The organism is Nocardia sp. NPDC058658 (assembly GCF_042716665.1).
Classification (GTDB): domain Bacteria; phylum Actinomycetota; class Actinomycetes; order Mycobacteriales; family Mycobacteriaceae; genus Nocardia.
Window position 1 is genome coordinate 111,031 of sequence record NZ_JBHXRR010000014.1, and the last position, 19,907, is coordinate 130,937.

Consider the following 19,907-nt stretch of genomic DNA (forward strand, 5'->3'; position numbering starts at 1 on the left):
ACGAAGGAGCAAGCAACGGTGCCTGATCGACGGGACACAAGGGGCCGCGACCTCGAGCGCGCCAGCGCTCCCAAAACACTGTCCGCGACGAAACTGCGGTGGGGGCTGCTGATAGCCGCCCTCGGGGCGATCGTCGCGGCCGGGGTGACCATGACCGTGGCCGGCTTCGACACCGACAAGGTGGAGGCGCATCAGCCCGGCGCCGCGCCGGTGGTGCGCGACAAGGAGTTCAGCAGCGCCGCCCAGGGCGACTGCCTGACCTGGTCCAAGCCCGACCGCAGCGACCTGGTGAAGGTGAACTGCGCCGACAAGCACCTGTTCGAGGTGGCCGGTGTCATCGACCTCAGCGCCTATCCGGGGCGCGAGTTCGCCGAGGGCACCCGGCACCCCGATTCGCTGCGGATGACCGAGTTGCGCGACGAGCACTGCGTGACCGCCGTGCAGAAATACCTCGGCGGGCGGTTCGACCCGCGCGGCAAGTTCATGGTGAACGTGATGTCGCCGAGTCCGGCCGGGTGGCAGCACGGCGACCGGACGCTGCGGTGTGGCGTCCAGGTCGCCGCGACCACCGCGAGCCCGGCCACCACCGGCAGCCTGGTCGACAGCGACCAGTCGAAGGTCAACGCCGTCGGCACCTGCCTCGGCATCAATCAGAATCTGCCCACCGATCCGGTCGACTGCGCCCAGCCGCACGCGGTGGAGATCGTCGGCACCGTCGACCTGTCGACCAACTTCACCGGCGGGCCGCCGTCGGAGTCCGACCAGGACAAGTTCGTCGAAGCCGAATGCAACCGCCTCTCCGGTGACTACCTCGGCAGCCCCGACGCCATCCGCAACAAGACACTGACCCTGTTCTTCGACTATCTCGAGCCCGCCAGCTGGCTCGCGGGTAGCCACAAACTGGACTGCTGGCTCGGAAAAGGCGCCGACCGTGAGGGTTTCGCACCCATCGTCGGCTCCGCCCGCGGCGAGATCCTGATCGACGGACAGGCTCCGGTGCCCCCGCCGAACTCCGGCCGCTCCACACCGGCCCCGCTGCCGGGCGCCGCGCCGCTGCCGCCGCAGCCACAGCCGAGGTGACGTTGTCCGAGCGGATGCCGGAGGCCCGTTTCGAGGAATTGGTCAGCGATGCGCTCGACCAGATCCCGGCCGAGCTGTCCAGTGCCATAGACAACGTTGTCGTGCTGGTGGAGCCGCGAAACGACGAGGAACCGTCGCTGCTCGGGCTCTACCACGGGATCGCCCTCACCGAGCGCGACAGCTACTACGCCGGATCGTTGCCGGATACCATCACCATCTATCGAGAGGCTATTCTCGACATCTGCAACACCGACGACGAAGTCGTCGAGGAAGTCGCGATCACCGTGATCCATGAAATAGCACACCATTTCGGGATTGACGACGACCGGTTGCATGAGCTGGGATGGGGTTAGCGAAATTGGGTGGGGAATCGATGGAACCGAATGACCCGCCCTCGCGTCCTAGTACTCGTAGGGGGAATTCTCGTGGTTCCCGATAGCCGCCACCAGAAGGAGTCGGGTCATGGTTGGACACGTTCTCATCGCACCTGAAATCGTCCTCGCCGCATCCGCGGAGTTGGATCTGCTCGCCGAGCGCCTCGCCGCCGTCGCCGCCCTCGCCGGGCCGACCACGCATGTGCTGCCCTCCGGCGCCGAAGAGGTGTCGCTGCTCGCGGCGTCGCACTTCAACACCGCGGCGGGCAAGCACGACGGTTCGGTCGCCCAGGCGATCCTCGAACTGCATCACGCGGCCGCGACGTTGCGCTCGCAGCTGGCCACGAACATCGGGGAAGACGTGGTCCGCGCGGCGTCGATCAGCGCCATCCAGGTGTAGTCGCGGCGAACTCGCCGATCATCAACTCGTCGCCGCGCGACGGACACATTCACCGCGACGGACACATTCACTCAGGGGAGAAACAAGCATGACCGCAGGGATCACCGGGGTGTTCTGGCTGCCTCGTATGGCAGAAGTGAACTCCACCACCCTCAACGCGGGCGCACACGCCGTCCCGATCAGCGCCGCCGCCACCTCGTGGGGCACGCTGGCCGCCGCGTGGGGCGACGCCGCCTTCACCATCACGCGTGTGATCGCCGAGGTCGGCGTCGGCCTCCAGGGCGTCAACGGCATGGCCGTGCTCGCCCGTCTCGCACCGTTCGCGGGCTGGGCCAGCCAGCAGGGCATCGCGGCCGCGGCGGCCAGCGCCAAGTGCGCGTCCAACGCCACCGCCTACACCGTCGCCTCCATCGCGATGCCGAGCCTGCCCGAGATCCTCGCTACCAACACCGCGGTGGTCGCCTCGGCCAACCCGCCCGGTGTCGTGTCCGGCGCGTTCGAGGCGGCCGAGGTCGTCAAGCACGCGATGGACATCCGCGCCGCGCTGGTGATGGAGACCTACGAGGCCGCCACCACGGCCACCGTCGCCACCCCCAGCGAGTTCACCATGCCGCCCGCGATCGCCAGTGGCGCGGGCTCCGCGCAGGGTGACTTCGGTGGCGGCGATCCGCTGCAGACCGCGGCCGCCGCGGTGCAGGCCATCGCCTCCAACCCCGGCGTGGTCAGCGCGGTCACCCAGGCCGCCAACACCGCCGGTGGCGTGGTCACCAGCGGCGTCAGCACGGTCGGCCAGGTCGGCGCCTCCGCGATCTCGGCGATCACCGCACCTGCCGGTGCCACCGCTGTCGCGCCCGCCATGGCAACGGGTGTCGGCGCCGCCGGTGCCGCTGTGGGTGGCGGCATGGGCACCACGTCGGCCGGTCTCGGTGGCGTCAGCGCTGGCTCGCTGAAGCTGCCCGAGGGCTGGGGCGCGCCCGCCGCGAACGCGACCGCGAACGCGCCGGTGTCGGAAACGGTCGTCAACCGCGCCGACGCCGCACCCGTGCGCAACACCGGTACCGCGGGCAACCCGCTGATGGGCAACCGGCAGAAGGGCGAGGAAGACGATGAGCACGACGGCATCGACTACGTGCGCACCGACGAGTTCACCGATGGTCGCTACGCGGCCGAAGGTGTGATCGGCGCCGACCTCACCGGATCGGCCAAGTGACGGTTCTCGGCTCGGGCAGCGGAGGTTCGCTGCTCGGCGCCGTCGTGCTCTCGCTCGACGACATGCAGTTCCTCCTGGAGAAACTGGAATTCGACGAGATGCCCGTGGTGCTCGACGCCATGGGCCGCTATGACAACGTCACCGCGCACGACGCCGCCATGAACGTGGCGCAGGACGCCCTCGCCGAACGCGAACTGCTGTTCGGCGACGTGGTGGCACCCGAACTGGCCGAACGGCTTCGGGTGCTCTACCGGCCGCAGTGGATCATCGCGCTGCGGTGGGTGGTGGCAGGCCAGGTCAACCGATTCTGTCTGGCGCAGGGCGACGACCGCGCGGTCGTCGCCCTGCGCGGGCCGGAGTCCTTCGTCATCGACGACGCCGGTCTCGACCTGCCCGGTGCGGTGCTGCAGGCACTCGGCCCGGTCGAAGCGCTGGAACTGTACGGAATGAACGCGCCCACCGAACAATTGGCGCCGATCTTCGGCGACACCGGTGACGCGACCGCCACCGCGCAACGCCTGAGCAAGGTGGGCAACCCGGCCACCGACGCACAGACACTGGCCTCGGCGCTGGTGGAGATCCACTCCTACGCCGAGATCGTCGGCGTGGCCTACGGTGACGGCACCCGCGACATCCAGGACAACCACATCGCCGTGTTCAACACGCGCGCAGGGCGATTCATCATCACCGCCAGCGTCGCCGACGACGGGGTGAAATGGTCGTCCATCGCCAGCGGAACCAACGCCCGCCTACGCACCGCGGTCGCCGACCTCATCGAGTCACTACCGGTGCGATCGGAATTCCCTACCGCGGCAGCCAGTAAGGCGTAAGCCCGGCTCACGTTCTCGGCGCGCCTCCGCCTCTGGACTGAGTGGAGGGTCCCGGGTTAGAGCTGACCCGTCACTCCTGCAACGAAGGAGTGCCCGTAGGGAGGGAAGAGGCGGAGTTGAGCGCCGAGAACCGCGGCGCCAGCCGCTATCCCATGGGGTCGTCGGCGGACGGCTCGGCTTGGATGGTGAACGGTGGGGTGAACTTGCCCCAGCGTAGGCATTCCCAGCCGCCGTCTTCGGTGGGGAGCAGTTCGATGGTTTCGGTGTTGTCGAGGTGGTTGTTCGTGGTGAACGGGGGCGCCACCCCGGCCAGCCACTTGCCGAGCAGACGCATGGCGGCGCCGTGGTTCACGACCACCACGTCACCGTCGGCGTCGTCGGTCAGGAATTCCTCGCGCAGGCCGTCGAGGACGGGCAGCATGCGGGCGAGTACTTCGTGGCCCGTTTCGCCGCCGGGGGTACTGAATTCGAGATCGCCGTGGTGCCAGCCTCGGTAGATCTGCTGGAAGAGTTCGTGGGCTTCTTCGTCGGAGCGGCCGTCGAGGTCGCCGAGCTGCACCTCGTACAGGCCGTCGAGGACGAGTGCCTGTGTGCCGGTTGCCTCTTCGATGTAGCTCGCGGTCTGGCGGGCGCGCAACGCGTCCGAGGACACCAGCACCTGAGGTGCACGCTCCAGGCCGGCACCGAATGCTTTCGCCTGTGCCACACCGCGTTCGGTGAGTGGAAGGCCGGGCACCTTGGTGTCGAGGATCTTCGCGACATTGCCCTCGGTCTCGCCGTGGCGCACCAGAATCAGTTTCGCGCGGGTCATAGGTCCGCGACCCCCTTTCGCAATTGCGTCAACCATTCTGCGGCAGGCTCGTCCGACGGTGGCGGGGAGCCGAGAAGCGCTGTCGCCGGCCATGATCCGAGGAATCGAACCTGGGTGGTGCGGTGCAAGGCTTTCAAAGTTTCGGCGACCGCCGGGTCGTCGATGTGTCCGACGCAGTCGAGGTAGAAGCGGTAGGTGCCCATACCCGTGCGGGTGGGGCGCGATTCGATGCGGGTGAGATCGACGCCGCGCGTGGCGAATTCGGCGAACGCGCGCATCAGCGAGCCCGGTTCGTTGGGCAGTTCCAGCACGACGGAGGTGCGGTCGGCGCCGGTGGCGTTGGGGGCGACGCCAGGTGGGGTCACCAGGACGAAGCGAGTGATGGCCTGGTCGTGGTCGGCTACGCCGGCGGCCAAGGTGACCAGGCCGAGTCGTTCGCCTGCCAGGGCGGTCGAGATCGCGGCGTCGGCGGTGCCCGCGGCCACGTCTTCGGCGGCGGCCGCGTTGGAGGCCGAGGTGAACGGGCGCGCCTCGGGCATGTTCCGCGCCACCCACTCCCTGACCTGCGCCGCCGCCACCGGGTAGGCCGCAAGGGTGCGCACATCGGCCAGTGCGGTGCCGGGTCGCGCGAGGATCGTGAAGGTCACCTCGAGCTCGGTTTCGGCCATGATCTGCAGCCGGGGTCCGATGGCGAGGGAATCCAGGGTCGCGGGGATCGAGCCTTCGACCGAGCTTTCGATCGGCACCACCGCACCGTCGACCTGGCCGGCCCGGATCAGATCCAGCGCCGCACCCTGACTCGGCGCGGCGACCCGCTCGACCGGCCCGTCGAAGGCCCCCGAGCTCTCGAACTTCGCCAGAGCCATCTCGGTGAAAGTCCCGGATGGTCCGAAGTAGGCAATACGCGGCACACCGCAACTCTAGCTGTGTTTGTTGGAGCGCTGGCGCGCTCGAGCGGGGCCCTCCGGTGCCCCTTTGGGTAGAGACTTCCTGGTGATTACCCGGTCCAGGCTGTGTGGCCAGGTGGCGACTCGACGGAATGAACCCGGCCCGGGTTGTGAACGCAGGTGGGTGCGTCGGGTTGGCAATCCGGGCTCGGAAATTAGCGGTCCAGTACCCGTAGGGCTTCGGTTATCGGCTGTTCGTCGGGCGTTTCTATGGCCAACAGGACGGTGCGGGTGGCTTCGATCGCGGCGGGTTTCAGGGACTTCAGGAAGGCCAGGTCGGGGGTGGTGAGGGCGGTGGGGATGTCTTCGCCGCAGAGGGCGGCTACGGTGCCCGCGACTACCGCGAGGGCGCGGGGGCCGCTGGTGGTGTGGGCGGTGAAGCCGTGGTCGGCGTGGGCGATGGCGGCCAGGAAGGCGGCGAGGTCGGGGTCGGGGATGTCGACGTCGACGGGGGCCGGGGAACTGCCCGCGGGGCGGACCAGGTCGGCCACCAGGCTGCGGCGGGCGGGGGCCGAGAGGTTCAGCAGGACGGGTTCGGCGGGGGCGGGATGGTCGTCGCCGTGGTCGTCGTGCGTCATCGGTCCACCGTATCGGCTCGATTTTCGGGGTGTCCTCTTGCGTGGCGGAGGTTTGTAACTTAGCTTAGGTTTACCTAATCAAACGTTCGCGGAGGTTGTCATGTCGAGCCCCACCACGATCCTCGCGCCGACCACCGCCGAGCGAGTGCGCAGCGCGTGCGCCCATGCCGAGACCGCGGTACTCGCGCTGCCAGGGATCGACCCGGTCCCCACCTCGCTGCACCACCTGCGACGGTGCGGCGACGCGGTGATCGCGGTGCCCGAGTCCTCGCTCGCGGCGGCGCTGGCGGCCACGGCCAACGAGACCTCGGCGGTCCTCGAACTCACCGACCACGCGCCGCTGCCGCTGCGCGAACCGGTGCGGGCGCTGGTGTGGTTGCGCGGGTGGGTGCGGCAGGTGCCCGCGCAGGCGCAGCGCGCGCTCGCCGTCGAAATCGCCAAGGAGTACCCGCATCCCGGGCTGCTCGACGTGGGGCACGGGGTGACGTTGCTGCGGATCGTGGTGAATTCGGCGGTGCTGGCCGATACCGCGGGTGCCGAATCCGTCGATCACGCCGATCTGCGTGGGGCTACGGCCGATCCGTTCTGTGAGCTGGAAAGCGCTTGGCTGCAACACATGTCGGAGGATCACGCCGACGTTGTCGCGCTGCTGGCCCGGCACCTGCCGACTCGACTGCGCGGGGGGATCGTTCATCCGCTCGCCATCGACCGCTACGGCCTCACCCTGCGGGTGGAGAGCAACGACGGCGATCACGATGTGCGCCTGCCGTTTCCCACTCCGGCCGATGACATCCAGTCCCTGAGCCGCGCTGTCCGCGTGCTGGCCGGCTGCCCGTTTTTGAACGGCTTACGCCGCATCTGACCACTTCGAGTCATCAGGAACAGACCGCGGCGGGTTCGCTGCTTACACTGCGCGGCATGCGTGTGGATCCTCCGGAGAGCCAGTTGAGCGAGCGGGAGCGGTTCGGGCTGCGGGTGGAGATCGCGGTCGTGCTGCTGGTGACCTTCGGGTTGAGTGGGATCAGTGCTGGGCTGTCGCTGCTGGATTCGGCGTTGTCGCCAGGTGGGGTGGGTGGGCGGACGGTGGCGTTGAATGCGTCGCGGTCGAACAACTCGCTACTCGATTTGTTGTTCCAGCTGGTTGGGATCACCCGGCTGCTCGCTTGGGCGGCGTTGGGGCTTTATCTGTTGTGGCGCAGTGGGATCGGGCCGCGGATGATCGGGCTGGCTCGGGTGCGGCGCGGGGACGTCGTGGCGGGGCTGGTGCTCGCGGCGGTGATCGGGGTGCCGGGGCTGGCGCTGTATCTGGTCGCGCATGCGATGGGGGTGAGCGTGACGATCGTGCCGAGTTCGCTGTCGGAGCAGTGGTGGCGGCTGCCGGTGCTGGTGCTGTCGGCGTGTGCGAATTCGGTGGCCGAGGAAGTGCTGGTGGTGGGGTATCTGCTCACTCGGCTGCGCAGGCTCGGGTGGTCGGAGAACTCGTCGCTGGCGGCGTCGGCGCTGCTGCGCGGGAGTTACCACCTATATCAGGGGCTCGGTGGGGGGCTCGGCAATATCGTGATGGGGGTGATCTTCGGGCGCTATTGGCAGCGCACCAATCGGCTGTGGCCGTTGATCCTGGCCCACGCGACGATCGACGCGGTCGCCTACATCGGCTACAACGTGCTGCGCGGGCGCGTCGGCTGGTTGCCGTGATCTACCGCGCCGCAGCTCCGGCGGCCCACCACTCGACCGGGATTGCCTGCGGCGCATCGGCGTGCCCGATCACTGATATGCACGGCGTGTCGCGGCGAGTTTCACCACATCACCGCGTTTCGCGATAACAGTGACCCTCGCGCGGGGTATCCCAGTAGTGACCGTGCGCGCAGAACCGACTCGCGCTCCCCACGATCAGTAGAGTTTGACGGTGATGAACGGCGACGCTCCCCGCGAGGACCCCCGTAAACGCCGGGTGCCGCCGTCCGGCCGCCCGGGCGGTCCCGCTGCGCCCCCGCAAGGTCGTCCTGCGCCCACGCAAGGTCGTCCAGCGCCACCGCAAGGTCAGCCGCTGCCGCAGCGAGGTCGCTCGCTGCCACCGCAGGGCGATCCGCGCTACGGCCGTCCCCCCGCGAACGACGGGCGCCCGAGCCCAGAGAACGGCCCGACGGTTCGCTACAACCAGGCACCTCGGCGCGGTGCCTCGCACATCGAACCCACCCAGGTGATGCACCGCGGCAACTCCGGTGACCAGCCGCTGGCCTATTCGCAGATGCCGCACGAGCGCGTCGAACCCCGCCGCCCACCGCAGCCTCAGCGCCCGGTTCCGCGTCGCGATCACGCCCCGACGCAGCGCCCGGTCCCCCATCACGACGGTCTTCCGCCGCGCCGCACTCCCCCGCCCGCGCCTCCCGGCCGACAAGCGCAACCGCCGAAACGCAGGCGCAAGCGTCATCCGTTCCGGTGGTTCATGGTGGTCGTCGTGGCGCTGATCGTCGGCCTGATCGCCGCGGTCATCCACCTGGACAACTCGCTGACCCGCATCTCGGCGCTCCCCAACTACAGCGACCGCGTAAGCGATACCCCCGGCACGAATTGGCTGCTGGTCGGTTCCGACGGTCGCGGTGACCTCTCGGTCGAGAACCAACAGGAACTCGCGACCGGCGGCGACACCGGACCAGAGCGCACCGACACCATCATGTTGGTGCACATTCCGTCCTCGGGCCCGACCACGATGGTCAGCCTCCCGCGCGATTCGTACGTGAGCATTCCCGGCCACGGCAAGGACAAGCTGAACGCCTCGTTCGCGCTCGGTGGGGCTCCGCTGCTGGTCCAGACGGTGGAGGAAGCCACCGGCGTGCGGATCGACCACTACGCGCAGATCGGTTTCGGCGGGTTCGCGAGCGTGGTCGACGCGATCGGCGGGATCGAGATGTGCCTGGACGAACCGATCGTCGACCCGCTGGCCGGGCTCGATCTGGCCGCGGGCTGCCAGAAGCTGACCGGCCCACAGGCCCTCGGTTACGTGCGCACCCGCGCGACGCCGACCGCCGACGTCGACCGGATGAACCGGCAGCGGGCGTTCATGGCGGCGCTGCTGAAGAAGGCCACCGGCATGGGCACGCTCGCCAATCCGTTCGCGTTGTGGCCCATGGCGACGGGGGTCGCCGGCTCGCTGAAGGTCGACGACGGTGACCACATCTGGAACCTGGCCGCGCTCGGCTGGGCGATGCGTGGCGAGACCGTCACCACCAGCGTGCCGATCGGCGGCTTCGACGACACCGACGTGGGCAACGTGTTGCTCTGGGACAAGGCCAGGGCGACCGGCTTCTTCGAGGCGCTCGCCACCGATCAGCAGATTCCGGAGGAGCTGCTCACGCGGTAACGTCGAGTAATGGCCCAGAACTCGACATTCCCCGAACTCCTGCGCGACCAGATCAGGGTGGGCCTGACCACGGCTCATCAGTACCTGGCCGCCGCCGTCTACTTCGACGCGCAAGACCTCCCCGAGCTGGCCGGGCAGACCTACGCGCGCTCGACCGCCAGTCACGGGCACTCGATGCGCATGGTCCAGTATCTGCTCGACCGCGACGCGCCGATCACGATCGGCGGACTCGACGAGGTGCGCTCGGAATTCGACTCGCCGCGTGCCGCGATCAGTTTCCTGCTGGAGCGCCAACGGGTCACCACCGGACAGCTCACCGCCTTGGTCGCGGCCGCGCGTGACTCCAACGATTTCCTCGGCGAACAATTCATGCAGTGGTTTCTGGCCGAACAGGTCGACGATGTCGCCGGGCTGACCACACTGTTGAACGTGCTCGACCGCCAGGACAACCTGTTCGACGTGGAGGAATTCATCCGCCGCGAACTGCGCGGAACGGTGCGCGTGGATACCACCGCACCCCGAATGGCAGGCGCAACTTAGGAAATACTTGCTTAGGGAATACTGTCCTCAATAAGGCTGCACTTGGATGACAACCCCTGATGACCAGCATTAATGTTGCCCACATGTCGATTCATCCGGAAGCCCCGCGCAGCAAGTTCCACACTCTGCTCCAAGACCAGATCCGGCATGAGTTCAACGCCGAACACCAGTACATCGCGATTGCGGTGTGGTTCGACAACAACGACCTGCCGCAGCTCGCCAAGCGTTTCTACGCACAGTCGGTGGAAGAACGAAATCACGCGATGATGATCGTGCAGTATTTCGTCGACCGCGACATCACCGTGGAGATCTCGGGCATCGATGCGGCGAAGTCGAAGTTCGAATCCGCCCGCGAGCCGATCGAATTGGCGCTGGCCCAGGAGAAGACGGTCACCGATCAGATCGTCCAGTTGGCGAGCACCGCTCGCGAAGAGGGCGACTACCTCGGCGAACAGTTCATGCAGTGGTTCCTGAAGGAACAGGTCGAGGAAGTGGCCGCCATGACCACGCTGCTCAATATCGCCGATCGCGCCGGGTCGAACCTGTTCGATCTGGAAGCGTTCATGTGGCGTGAGCTGAGCACCCCGAAGGACGCCTCCGGCGCGCCGTCGGTCGCAGGCGGCAGCGTCTAGTTCAAGCAGAAAGGGATTCGGCTCGCGGGCAGCGAGCCGAATCCCTTTCGCGTTTCACCTGCCGGTTTTCACCAGCCGGAGCCGGAACCGCCCGAGCCGGTGTTGGCCAGGACGGTGCCGATCACAATCTGGGCCAGACCGGCGATAGATCCAAGAAATTCCACGATGCCTCTTCTTTCCTCATCACCGATTGTCCGGTTCAGTCGTGAACCTAGCCGACCGGCTCTGTGAAAGAGGCATGTTTCATTAAGTTCAGCGCAGGGTAACCTGACGCGACCGCAGACCATCGCGCGAACGACGCTCTTCGGTGGTCATCGGCTCCTCCGAAGCCAGCGCTTCGGCCAGACGAGCACCGAATTCGCGCGCGGGCGCTTCCCACTCGGTCGGGTGCATCTCGGGATCGAGATCGAACACCGGCACCAGCAGGCCGTGCGTGCGGAACGAACCGGCGAACCGCGAACCCTCACCCATGTGCAGGCCACCGGTGGCGTGCACGCGAGCCAGGGCCAGCATCAGCGCGTCCTCGTCCTCGGGACGCACCCAGCGCACGTGCGCCTTCTCGCCCGCGTCGACCCACCAGGCCGCGCCGACGGAATCCGGGCCGAGATCCAGGCGTGCCGACGGCATGATGGCCTGCTTGGCCTGCTCGATCGTCGCCGCCACCTGCGGATCCGGGGTCACGCCCTCGGGCACCCACCAGTCGAAGTCCTGGTGCACGGTGAGCTCGAGATCGGCACCGGGATCGATGACATCGGCCAGGCGCGGACCACCCTCGACAGCGTCGGCGGAGTTCAGCGACTCGCCTGCCTCGGCCGACTGGGTCCACAGGATCGCCGCCGCGATATCGGCCGACGGGTCCTCGCCACGGAACTGCATCTGCGTGCCGACGAAACCGACCGGCTCGTCACCGGCGCGCACCAGCGCGGCCACCGCACCGGGCAGCACCGTCGCCAGGGTGACCTCGCGCTGCGCGGCCACACCGGGCGCGAGCTTCAAGGTCGCGGTCGCCGACGGCACGAACTCCCGCAGCGCCACCAGATCACATTCGGCGGCAAGCCCCTCGAACGGCCGTGATACGGCCGCGGATGCCTGCTCCTGCGCCGCACGCCGCTGCGCGAGACGCTGAGCCCGATTACTGTCGGGCTTCGGACTGTTCCGCTTGCTTTTACCCACGCGTGGAGTTTATGGGCGCGCGGCACATTCGTTTACCGCGCCCCTACCCAAGCCGGACTCGTGCCGTCGTGGCGAGCCGGGTGGCGGGTCAGACGCCCGCCAGAAGTGCCTTCGTGCGACCGGGATGGTTGGTCGCCACCCAGCTGACGCCGAGATCGGCGCACAGGGTCACGTCCTCGGGGTCGTCGACGGTCCAGCAGTAGGTGGCCCGGCCCGCCGCGGCGGCCTTGTCGACCAGCTCCGGATGTTCGCGCAGGGTTTTCACCGACGGGCCGACCGCGGTCGCGCCGACCGTGGTGGCCGCGCCGCCGCCGAGGAAACGCGACGATTCGCCGAGCAGCACGGTCGGCAGCAGCGGTGCCGCGCGACGGATCCGCCAGACCGCGGTCGCCGCGAACGACATCACCACCGCGCGGGAATGATCGGCCGAGGCGGGGGTGGCGATGCCGAAACGCTGCAGTTCGGCGAGGACCTTGTTCTCGACGAGGGCGCCGTAGCGGACGGGGTGTTTGGTCTCGATGAACAGTTTGGTCGGGCGGGTGCGCCAGTCGAGGACGAGGCCGATCAGGTCGCTCAGGGCGAGCACGCCCTGCGGTTCTTCCTCGGTGCCGAAGTTCATGTCGCGCAACTCGTCCAGAGTCAGTTCGCTGACCAGGCCGGTGGCATCGGCGGTGCGGTCGACGGTGCGGTCGTGCACGCAGACCAGGTGACCGTCGCGGGTGAGCCGGACGTCGCATTCGACGCCGTCGGCACCCTCCTGCAGCGCCAGCTCGTACGCGGCGAGGGTGTGCTCGGGCTTCGCCGCCGACGCGCCACGGTGCGCCACCACGAAGGGTGGGCGATTGCTCTGGCTCACTTGGCCACGACCTCCTCCTGCGAATTCTCGCCTGTCCGAACAGAATCCGCATTGTTCCCGGCGGTGACCGAGGCGAGGGTGCCGGGCACGACGTCATCGTCCGAGGCCACAGCACCCGGCGCAACGGGCTCGATGACGACCTCGGCGGGGTCGGCCGCGATCACCCAGCGATGCGCCGAGCGGACGTCCCCGCGCAGGTCACGGCCCTCCAGCGTGCGCACCATCCACAGCGTGAGCACCGCGAAGCCCGCCGCGCACAGGTTGGTGAAACCGGTGAACGAGACGCCGTCCGCCTCGGCCTGCAGGGTCGACGCGTCGCGCCACAGCGTCGCCGCGATCAACAGCAGTCCGCTCAATGCCCAACCGGCCCACCAGATCCGCACGGCCCGGTGCGAACGCGGGTCGGGGTCGTCGCCGAGCAGTTCGGTGAGGAACACGCCCGGCCAGATCAGATTCACGCCAGGCACCAGGCAGCCCGCGATCAGCGTCCACCGTCGGCGCGGGTCGCGTTTGCCGTAGGCGGTGAACACGATCGTGCGGGCTTCGATCAGCCAGGCGGTCAGCGAGATGGCCGTCACCAGCGCGACGATCGGTGCGATGATGCCGAACACCAGCACCGTCGCGTCGGAGATCCACAGCAGCCAGGCGGGGATGAGCCGGGCGCGGTTCTGCAGCAGGATCAGGTAGCGACCGTATTCGGCGAGGGCGGCGAGCAGGAACGCGATCATGGTCGCGACCAGCAGTCGATCGCGGGAGAGGGCGAGGCCGTACAGCGGGCGCTCGGGGGTGCGAGCGGGCGAGGGTGGCGGATCGAGCAGGCCCCAGCGCGGGGTCTGGGTGTAGCGCGGGGTGGGTCCGAGGGGGGCCGTGGTGGTTGCGCCCGCTTTGCGGGTGCGGTGGTCGGGCCTGCGCGCGACCCAGCGGTAGTTGCGCTGGGTGAGGGGTGCGTCGACCTTGCCGGGCGAGAGCAGCACGCCCCGGCAGCGCGGGCACCAGTGCATCGGCGCGCCCTGAACGGCCCACCGCGCACCACAGCGTGCACATGGTTGCACCACCGAACTCACCCGCGCACCCCGCTTTCCGGACTAGTAGATCTTGGCTTCGTGATCGCCGTCGGCGACCACCGGGCGGCCGGTCTGCTGCCAGGCCACCATGCCCCCCGCGACGTTGACCGCTTCGTACCCGATGTGGGCGAGATACCGGACGACCTCGATGGATCGGCCGCCCTGCCTGCACACGACGTAGAGCTCGGCGTCGATATCGAGCTCGTCGAGGCGGGCCGGGACGTCGACCATCGGGATGTGGATCGCACCCGGCGCGTGGCCGAGGTTCCATTCGTCGGGTTCGCGCACGTCGAGCAGCTGCGCGCCAGGGGCCGGGTCCGCGGCGTCGAACGCGGCGGGTACCGCACCCACCGGCACCGTGGGGACATCGGAGCTCGTCACGCCTCGATCCTGCCATGCCGCGCGCGTTGCCGGGCGCGGCTGTGCGCGGACGCCGTGATGGACGCATGTCAGCTATCGGTCAGCACACTTTCGGCGGACACGCGGCCGCGACCGTGCGCGGTGCCCGGTGAAATCCATCGGGAGCGACCGATCCGGGACTCCCCTCCATGTCATCCCGGAGCGGTCGCTCGCCGCTGACGTCGGGATACGTGGATTTATTCCGGTCCCGACATCTACTTGGACGCAAGCGGGCCCGATTCGGTTCCATAAAAACGAGATCAATAGAGAAAATCTTAAATCCTGGGATCTGGGCGGTCGGATCGGTAGCCTGGGCGCATGAACGTGAGCAGGGGGCTACTCGACAGTTTCGACATCACAGGCTTGAATACCGCTTTGTCCGAATCCACGTGTCTAGGGGTAGAAGTGGATGCCGCGGCAGGACGGCTGCAACTCGCTCTCGAGGTGCTGACGTTACCCACGGATGGACCCGCACCGATCGATACGAAAGTCCTGCTCACCTTCACCGGGGTCACCCGGGTGGCGGCCTCGTTGCGCATCCAGCGCTGGGACGACGTCGACCCCCGCGTGCTTCCGCTGAGCCTCGACCAGCTCGACGAAGCCATCCAGAGCTTCGGCGGCGGCGGGCTGCACGGGTGGGAGTTCATCGACCTCGACGACAGCGGTTGGACGCTGTGGAGCGAGCTGCTCAGCTTCGACACGGTGCTCGACCAGCGCATCGCCGCCCATGTCATCGAGTTCTCGCAGGAAGAGGGGATCGACCCGCGCGAGCTGGATGTGCGGGTGTGGTTCGACAAGATCTCGGTGACCGACACCGCCGGGCGCGAGATTCCGATGGACGAGTTCATCGACGGTGGTCGGCGCTGGTGGGAAGCGCACGCCACGGGTGACGCGCGGACGTCGAAGGCTGATATCGCACCGCCGTTGTAGCGGGCGTGGTTTACCGGGTCCGGGTGGTTTACCTGGCGGTTTACCGGGCCCGGGGCAGCTGGACCTTTGCTGTATTTTTGGAGCGCTGGCGCGCTCGAGCGGGGCCCTCCGGTGCCCCGATCTTCCCTCCCTGCGGGTACTCCTTCGTCGCACCCTCCGGTCAGTCCAGATCGGGGCGGGCCCCTTTGGGTAAAGACTTCCTGGGATTACCCGGCCCAGGTTGTGGACATATCGGTCTCTACACATCCACGCCTACCCGACCCAGGCTGTAAGCACAGGTCGCTACGCATCCCGCCTACCGACCCAGGCTGTAAGCATCGGTCGCTACGCATCCCGCCTACCTGACCCAGGCTGTAGGCATCGGTGGCGGCGCTTCGGGCATTCGCAGAGTCGGGAATGCGGGGGCAAGGGTCGCGGGTTGCACGGGGCGGGTGTACGAATGATGGTTGGTGTTGTCGTCCGAACTGGGCGCACACAGCCCGACACACGGAAAGGGACATCGTGGCCGTCTACACGCTGCCGGAACTGGATTACGACTTCGGCGCACTGGAGCCTCACATCTCCGGTCAGATCAACGAGATCCACTACACCAAGCACCACGCCGCCTACGTCGCAGGCGCCAACAAGGCACTCGAGCAGCTCGAGGAAGCCCGCGAGTCCGGCGACCTGGCTGCCATTCTCCTGCTGGAGAAGAACCTGGCCTTCCACCTGGGTGGCCACTACAACCACTCCGTCTGGTGGAAGAACCTCTCCCCCAACGGTGGCGACCAGCCGGAAGGCGACCTGGCCGCGGCCATCGCCGACCAGTTCGGTTCGTTCGACAAGTTCCGCGCGCAGTTCACCGCTGCCGCCAACGGCCTGCAGGGCTCCGGCTGGGCCGTCCTGGGTTACGACACCCTGGGCCAGAAGCTGCTGACCTTCCAGCTGTACGACCAGCAGGCCAACGTGCCGACCGGCATCATCCCGCTGCTGCAGGTCGACATGTGGGAGCACGCCTTCTACCTGCAGTACAAGAACGTCAAGGCCGACTACGTGACCGCGTTCTGGAACGTCGTCAACTGGGCCGACGTGCAGGACCGCTACTCCCGCGCGGTCACCCAGGGCAAGGGCCTGATCTTCGGCTAGTCCGCCTCTCCGCGTATTTTGCCGGTCGTAGGTAGGTCCGCGGGTTCGTAGCCGGACTCACGGTCGTGTCGCCCGGGCTTCTGGACGTGCCCGACGAGTTACCCATGTCCTTGCGAAATCAGGCGTTGCGCGAAAGACCTCCCAGTCATTACTGGGGGGTCTTTTGCGTATATTGCCCGTTCTGGCACTCACTGGTACTTGTGTGCCAGATGGGTTTGGGGTTATTCCTGTCATACGGGCACAGTTGCCCCCGTTAGTCGGGAGGCCAGCATGAATACACAGGGTCCGATCGGGATCACGCCGTTTCAGGCGCGGGGACGGTTGAGCGGGTTCGTGGTGTCGGGGCGGTGGCCGGATACCACCAAGGAATGGGCGCAGGTACTGGTGCTGGCCGTGCGGGTGGCGTCGATGCCGGGCCTGCTGGTGACCACCACCGTGTTCGGGGTGCGCGAGGAGCTGCCCGACGATCCGGAGCCGGGGACGGTGGGGCTGGTGATGGCGGAGGGGCCGGTGCTCGGGGACGAGGCGATCCAGCCAGGCCGGTTCGCCGCGCACACTCCACCCGCGCTGCTGATGCTGCATCCGCCATCGGAGACTCGGCCGTCGTTGCCCGAATGCGCGGGCGCGGCCTCGGGGTGCGTGTTGCTGCCCGGCGTGCCGCACCTCGGTTTGGAACATCGCGCGGCGTGGGCCGAGGCCGAACTCGACGGCACGATCACCTCGTTGGTGAGCCGGGTGGGGATGGATCTGATCAGCGATCCCGACACCGCCGTGCTCGCAATGCTGCTGGCGGCCTAGCTCTTTCGCCTGAGCCGGTCTGGCGAACGACCGGCAACGGGTGTGCTGGCTGGTGAAATCAGGGAAACCGAACTATCACCACCGCGTACCCAAACTTATTGCGGCCATTGAGATTTCGATTACGCGTACTTGGCATACAGACAGCAATCGGCCTATGGTTGAGGAATCGCCGTGACCGCTTCCCCGCACGCGCGGGGATGATCCCGGGAGTAGCCCGCAATCACACAGTCGACATCGTGTGTGTGATCCGGCTATACGACCGCCACATCAGCGGTGGGCGAGACCTTCGACCGCACCCGTCGTCCCTCGGTGCGGTTGAAGGCCACCGGCACCCACCCGCCAGCCAAGTTGCCCTCTGGAGTTCGAGATGATCGCCACCATTGCATTGAGCTTCGGCGTGCTCTTCCTCGCCGAACTCGGCGACAAATCGCAACTCATGGCGCTGACCTTCTCGCTGCGCTACCGCTGGTGGGTGGTGCTGGCAGGCATCAGCGTCGCCAGCGTCGCCGTGAACCTCATCGCCGCGGGCGTCGGCCATTTCCTCGGCACCGCGCTGCCCGCGAACGCCATCGCCGTCATCACCGCACTCACCCTGCTGGTGGTCGGCCTCTGGACCCTGCGCGACGCGCTCACCAGTACCGCCGACGCCGAGGAAGCTCCCGCGCCACCCAGCGCCCGCAATGCCTTCCTCGTCGTCATCTCCGCCTTCACCCTCGCCGAACTCGGCGACCGCACCATGTTCGCCGCCGCCGCGCTGGCCTCCAACAACAGCTGGCTCGCGGTGTGGATCGGCTCGGTCGCGGGCATGGTCGCCGCTGGTGGGCTCGCGATTCTGGTCGGCAAGATCGCCGGTAAGCACCTGCCCGAGCGCGGTATCGCCATCGCGTCGGGACTGCTGTTCCTGTTCTTCGCGGGTAAGACCGTGCTCGACGCGTTCGCGCCTTCGCTGGGTTGGGCGTCGGTGGGGGTCGCCCTGATCGCCCCCGCGATGCTCGGCGCCGGCGTCCTCGTGTGGCGCAAGCGCGCGCAGTCCGCCGCGCGCGTCGGAGAACTCGCCGACGTCACGACGTGAGGTCGGCGAGGCGGCCGAGGATCGTGACCTGCTCCGCGTACGAGTAGGCGAGCCAGTAGACCCGAACCAGCCTCAGCCGGAGTAGCGAGGGGCGGCCTGAACTCTAGGCGAACGCGTTCCCGTACAGCGTGCCCGAGCGGCTGGCCAGGGCGATCAGCTGGTCCTTTATCCCACGCAGACTTTCCGGGTCGTCGGCGGCGATCCGCCCGGTGACGATGGCGCCGATCGCCGCGGCCAGGGTCGCGCAGGCGAAGCGCTGGTCGTCGGATTCGGCGCCGAGCATGGTGGACACCACCTCGACGAAACGGTGCTGCAGCGCCATCCGCGCTTCGATGGCCGACGGGCCGACCGCGTACACCTCCACCAGGAACAGCCGCGCCGAGGCGGGGTCGTCGATCATGTGGTCGAAGTAAGCGGTGAGGATGCGGTCCATTCTGGTGAGCGCGTCGGTGTCGGCGCAGTCGGCGATCACCGTTTGGAGCTTTTCGGCGAGCGCGCTCGACACCCGGTCGAAGGCCGCGTTGAAGCAGTCCTCCTTCGAGCGGAACAGCTCGTAGAAGGTTTCCCGTGAAACCCCGGCGCGCTTGAGCACGGCCGCGACGGGCGTGCCGACATAGCCGCCGACGGTCATCGCCTCGCCCATCGCGACGAGAATGCGTTCCCGCTGCGACGCGACGACCTCCTCGCGCGAGAGGTGGTGGCGTCCACGCGGAAGTTGTTGCCGCAGGGTCGAATCGCTCATGCTTGCCGTTCCATTCTGCGGGGTCGGGCGGGCTGTTCGGTGGTGAAGGGGACGTCCTCGGTGCGGGCGATGTCGATGGCGCGGGCAAGGCGGTCGCCCTGTACCCGTTGCACGACCAGTTGGGCCAGCAGCCGGAACGGTCGCACCCACGCTACCCACCAGGGCGAGACAACGGTTTTGCGTCGTCGCGCGATGGCTCGTTCCAGGGCGATGACCGCGGGGCCGACCGGTGAGTTCCCGGTCAGGCTCGTCTCCCCCAGCACGGTGCGTGCGGCGGTCGTGCCGAATCCGCGCACCGTCATGTCGGTGTCGATGCCGGCGAAATAGCTGACCCCCACCTTCGCCCCGGTCGAGCGCAGTTCCGCGCGCAGAGTGGCACCGAGCGAGGCCACCGCGGCCGCCGACGCGCTGTAGGCACCGCCGAGCGGCAACTGCACCTCCGAGGAGATCGACGACATCATCAGCACATACCCACGCGGATGCGAAAGATGCGCGCCCGCCGCCGACACCGTGTAGGCCACCCCGAGCACGTTCACCGCGAGGGTTTCCTCGAGCACCGACAGGTCCCCGCCGATCATCGCCATCTGCTTGGCGACGCCCGCGTTCGCCACCAGCACGTCGAGCCCACCGAGTTCGGCGACCAGCGCCTCGACCACCCGCTCGACCTGCGCCCGGTCGGCCACATCGCAGTACCGCCATGGCACGTCACCGCATTCGGCGGCCACTTCGGCCAGCAGCTCCGGCTCGAGTCCGAGCAGCGCGACCTGCGCACCGCCCGCGGCCAACCTGCGTGCGAGCGCGGCACCGATCCCGCGAGCGGCCCCGGTGATCAGGACCTTGCGTCCGGCCACGGAAGGACCGGCGAACGATCTCATGACGGCACGCTACCACCGGAAAACACCGGTGTTCACGACGTTTTCCGCACCGCCCGTGATGGGTGTTCCAGACCACACCTCGCACGCGCTAAGGTGCCCTTATTGGCAAG

At 67.9% G+C, this 19,907-nt stretch carries 23 protein-coding genes; 14 read left to right on the top strand and 9 right to left on the bottom strand.

All coding sequences use genetic code 11. From position 1 onward, the window contains the following. Positions 1 to 18: 18 nt before the first annotated feature. From ACFWUP_RS20330 to ACFWUP_RS20350, 5 genes are all read left to right on the top strand, one after another. Positions 19 to 1,080 carry a septum formation family protein gene (locus ACFWUP_RS20330; protein WP_379236465.1) on the top strand — a complete coding sequence of 354 codons (1,062 nt, stop codon included), beginning with the start codon at positions 19 to 21 and terminating at the stop codon, positions 1,078 to 1,080. 14 nt (positions 1,081 to 1,094) lie between these two features. Next, a complete protein-coding gene (locus tag ACFWUP_RS20335) occupies positions 1,095 to 1,433 on the top strand; it encodes a metallopeptidase family protein (protein ID WP_379236537.1) in 339 nt (112 codons plus the stop codon). Positions 1,434 to 1,542: 109 nt separating this feature from the next. Continuing rightward, a complete protein-coding gene (locus tag ACFWUP_RS20340; protein ID WP_379236467.1) occupies positions 1,543 to 1,854 on the top strand; it encodes a PE family protein in 312 nt (103 codons plus the stop codon). Positions 1,855 to 1,942: 88 nt separating this feature from the next. Then, on the top strand, positions 1,943 to 3,064 hold the full coding sequence (locus ACFWUP_RS20345) for a PPE family protein (protein WP_379236469.1): 1,122 nt from the start codon (positions 1,943 to 1,945) through the stop codon (positions 3,062 to 3,064). Next, positions 3,061 to 3,894: an ESX secretion-associated protein EspG gene (locus tag ACFWUP_RS20350; protein WP_379236471.1), complete on the top strand. Its 834-nt coding sequence runs from the start codon at positions 3,061 to 3,063 to the stop codon at positions 3,892 to 3,894. The genes ACFWUP_RS20345 and ACFWUP_RS20350 overlap by 4 nt, the downstream gene beginning before the upstream one ends. A gap of 145 nt (positions 3,895 to 4,039) precedes the next feature. On the opposite strand, the gene ACFWUP_RS20355 is transcribed toward ACFWUP_RS20350, so the two are convergent. The 3 genes from ACFWUP_RS20355 to ACFWUP_RS20365 form a co-directional block, all read right to left on the bottom strand. Next, the gene (locus tag ACFWUP_RS20355) at positions 4,040 to 4,705 is read right to left on the bottom strand and encodes a histidine phosphatase family protein (protein WP_379236473.1); all 666 of its coding nucleotides are present in this window, start codon (positions 4,703 to 4,705) and stop codon (positions 4,040 to 4,042) included. Then, positions 4,702 to 5,616, bottom strand: a complete 915-nt coding sequence (pheA, locus tag ACFWUP_RS20360; RefSeq protein WP_379236475.1) for a prephenate dehydratase — start codon at positions 5,614 to 5,616, stop codon at positions 4,702 to 4,704. The genes ACFWUP_RS20355 and pheA overlap by 4 nt, the downstream gene beginning before the upstream one ends. A gap of 191 nt (positions 5,617 to 5,807) precedes the next feature. Continuing rightward, on the bottom strand, positions 5,808 to 6,230 hold the full coding sequence (locus ACFWUP_RS20365; protein ID WP_379236477.1) for a hypothetical protein: 423 nt from the start codon (positions 6,228 to 6,230) through the stop codon (positions 5,808 to 5,810). Positions 6,231 to 6,330: 100 nt separating this feature from the next. Here ACFWUP_RS20365 and ACFWUP_RS20370 point away from each other — a divergent pair, with 100 nt between their 5' ends. From ACFWUP_RS20370 to ACFWUP_RS20390, 5 genes are all read left to right on the top strand, one after another. Next, the gene (locus tag ACFWUP_RS20370; RefSeq protein WP_379236479.1) at positions 6,331 to 7,092 is read left to right on the top strand and encodes a DUF2470 domain-containing protein; all 762 of its coding nucleotides are present in this window, start codon (positions 6,331 to 6,333) and stop codon (positions 7,090 to 7,092) included. Positions 7,093 to 7,148: 56 nt separating this feature from the next. Beyond that, positions 7,149 to 7,925, top strand: coding sequence for a CPBP family intramembrane glutamic endopeptidase (locus tag ACFWUP_RS20375; RefSeq protein ID WP_379236481.1), 777 nt, complete (start codon positions 7,149 to 7,151; stop codon positions 7,923 to 7,925). 214 nt (positions 7,926 to 8,139) lie between these two features. After that, complete coding sequence (locus ACFWUP_RS20380; RefSeq protein ID WP_379236539.1) at positions 8,140 to 9,591, top strand: LCP family protein; 1,452 nt, start codon at positions 8,140 to 8,142, stop codon at positions 9,589 to 9,591. A gap of 9 nt (positions 9,592 to 9,600) precedes the next feature. Then, positions 9,601 to 10,131 (top strand): ferritin, encoded by a 531-nt coding sequence (locus ACFWUP_RS20385; protein WP_379236483.1) that lies wholly within the window; start codon positions 9,601 to 9,603, stop codon positions 10,129 to 10,131. Between the two features lie 83 nt (positions 10,132 to 10,214). Then, positions 10,215 to 10,763 carry a ferritin gene (locus ACFWUP_RS20390; RefSeq protein ID WP_379236485.1) on the top strand — a complete coding sequence of 183 codons (549 nt, stop codon included), beginning with the start codon at positions 10,215 to 10,217 and terminating at the stop codon, positions 10,761 to 10,763. 252 nt (positions 10,764 to 11,015) lie between these two features. Here ACFWUP_RS20390 and ACFWUP_RS20395 read toward each other — a convergent pair whose 3' ends face one another. From ACFWUP_RS20395 to ACFWUP_RS20410, 4 genes are all read right to left on the bottom strand, one after another. Continuing rightward, positions 11,016 to 11,936: a DUF5926 family protein gene (locus tag ACFWUP_RS20395; RefSeq protein ID WP_379236487.1), complete on the bottom strand. Its 921-nt coding sequence runs from the start codon at positions 11,934 to 11,936 to the stop codon at positions 11,016 to 11,018. An 88-nt stretch (positions 11,937 to 12,024) separates the two neighbouring features. Continuing rightward, positions 12,025 to 12,792 carry a glycerophosphodiester phosphodiesterase gene (locus ACFWUP_RS20400; RefSeq protein ID WP_379236489.1) on the bottom strand — a complete coding sequence of 256 codons (768 nt, stop codon included), beginning with the start codon at positions 12,790 to 12,792 and terminating at the stop codon, positions 12,025 to 12,027. After that, positions 12,789 to 13,793 carry a DUF4328 domain-containing protein gene (locus ACFWUP_RS20405; protein WP_379236491.1) on the bottom strand — a complete coding sequence of 335 codons (1,005 nt, stop codon included), beginning with the start codon at positions 13,791 to 13,793 and terminating at the stop codon, positions 12,789 to 12,791. The genes ACFWUP_RS20400 and ACFWUP_RS20405 overlap by 4 nt, the downstream gene beginning before the upstream one ends. An 84-nt stretch (positions 13,794 to 13,877) precedes the next feature. Continuing rightward, a complete protein-coding gene (locus ACFWUP_RS20410) occupies positions 13,878 to 14,237 on the bottom strand; it encodes a rhodanese-like domain-containing protein (protein WP_379236493.1) in 360 nt (119 codons plus the stop codon). Positions 14,238 to 14,573: 336 nt separating this feature from the next. On the opposite strand from ACFWUP_RS20410, the gene ACFWUP_RS20415 reads away from it, so the two are divergent. The 4 genes from ACFWUP_RS20415 (at position 14,574) to ACFWUP_RS20430 (ending at position 18,180) form a co-directional block, all read left to right on the top strand. Then, a complete protein-coding gene (locus ACFWUP_RS20415; RefSeq protein ID WP_379236495.1) occupies positions 14,574 to 15,185 on the top strand; it encodes a hypothetical protein in 612 nt (203 codons plus the stop codon). 501 nt (positions 15,186 to 15,686) lie between these two features. Beyond that, positions 15,687 to 16,310, top strand: coding sequence for a superoxide dismutase (locus ACFWUP_RS20420; RefSeq protein ID WP_379236497.1), 624 nt, complete (start codon positions 15,687 to 15,689; stop codon positions 16,308 to 16,310). A gap of 270 nt (positions 16,311 to 16,580) precedes the next feature. After that, positions 16,581 to 17,108, top strand: coding sequence for a peptidase (locus ACFWUP_RS20425; protein ID WP_379236499.1), 528 nt, complete (start codon positions 16,581 to 16,583; stop codon positions 17,106 to 17,108). A gap of 367 nt (positions 17,109 to 17,475) precedes the next feature. Then, on the top strand, positions 17,476 to 18,180 hold the full coding sequence (locus tag ACFWUP_RS20430) for a TMEM165/GDT1 family protein (RefSeq protein WP_379236501.1): 705 nt from the start codon (positions 17,476 to 17,478) through the stop codon (positions 18,178 to 18,180). Between the two features lie 103 nt (positions 18,181 to 18,283). Here ACFWUP_RS20430 and ACFWUP_RS20435 read toward each other — a convergent pair whose 3' ends face one another. After that, complete coding sequence (locus tag ACFWUP_RS20435; RefSeq protein WP_379236503.1) at positions 18,284 to 18,922, bottom strand: TetR/AcrR family transcriptional regulator; 639 nt, start codon at positions 18,920 to 18,922, stop codon at positions 18,284 to 18,286. Continuing rightward, positions 18,919 to 19,797, bottom strand: coding sequence for an SDR family NAD(P)-dependent oxidoreductase (locus ACFWUP_RS20440; RefSeq protein ID WP_379236505.1), 879 nt, complete (start codon positions 19,795 to 19,797; stop codon positions 18,919 to 18,921). The genes ACFWUP_RS20435 and ACFWUP_RS20440 overlap by 4 nt, the downstream gene beginning before the upstream one ends. Positions 19,798 to 19,907: the final 110 nt, after the last annotated feature.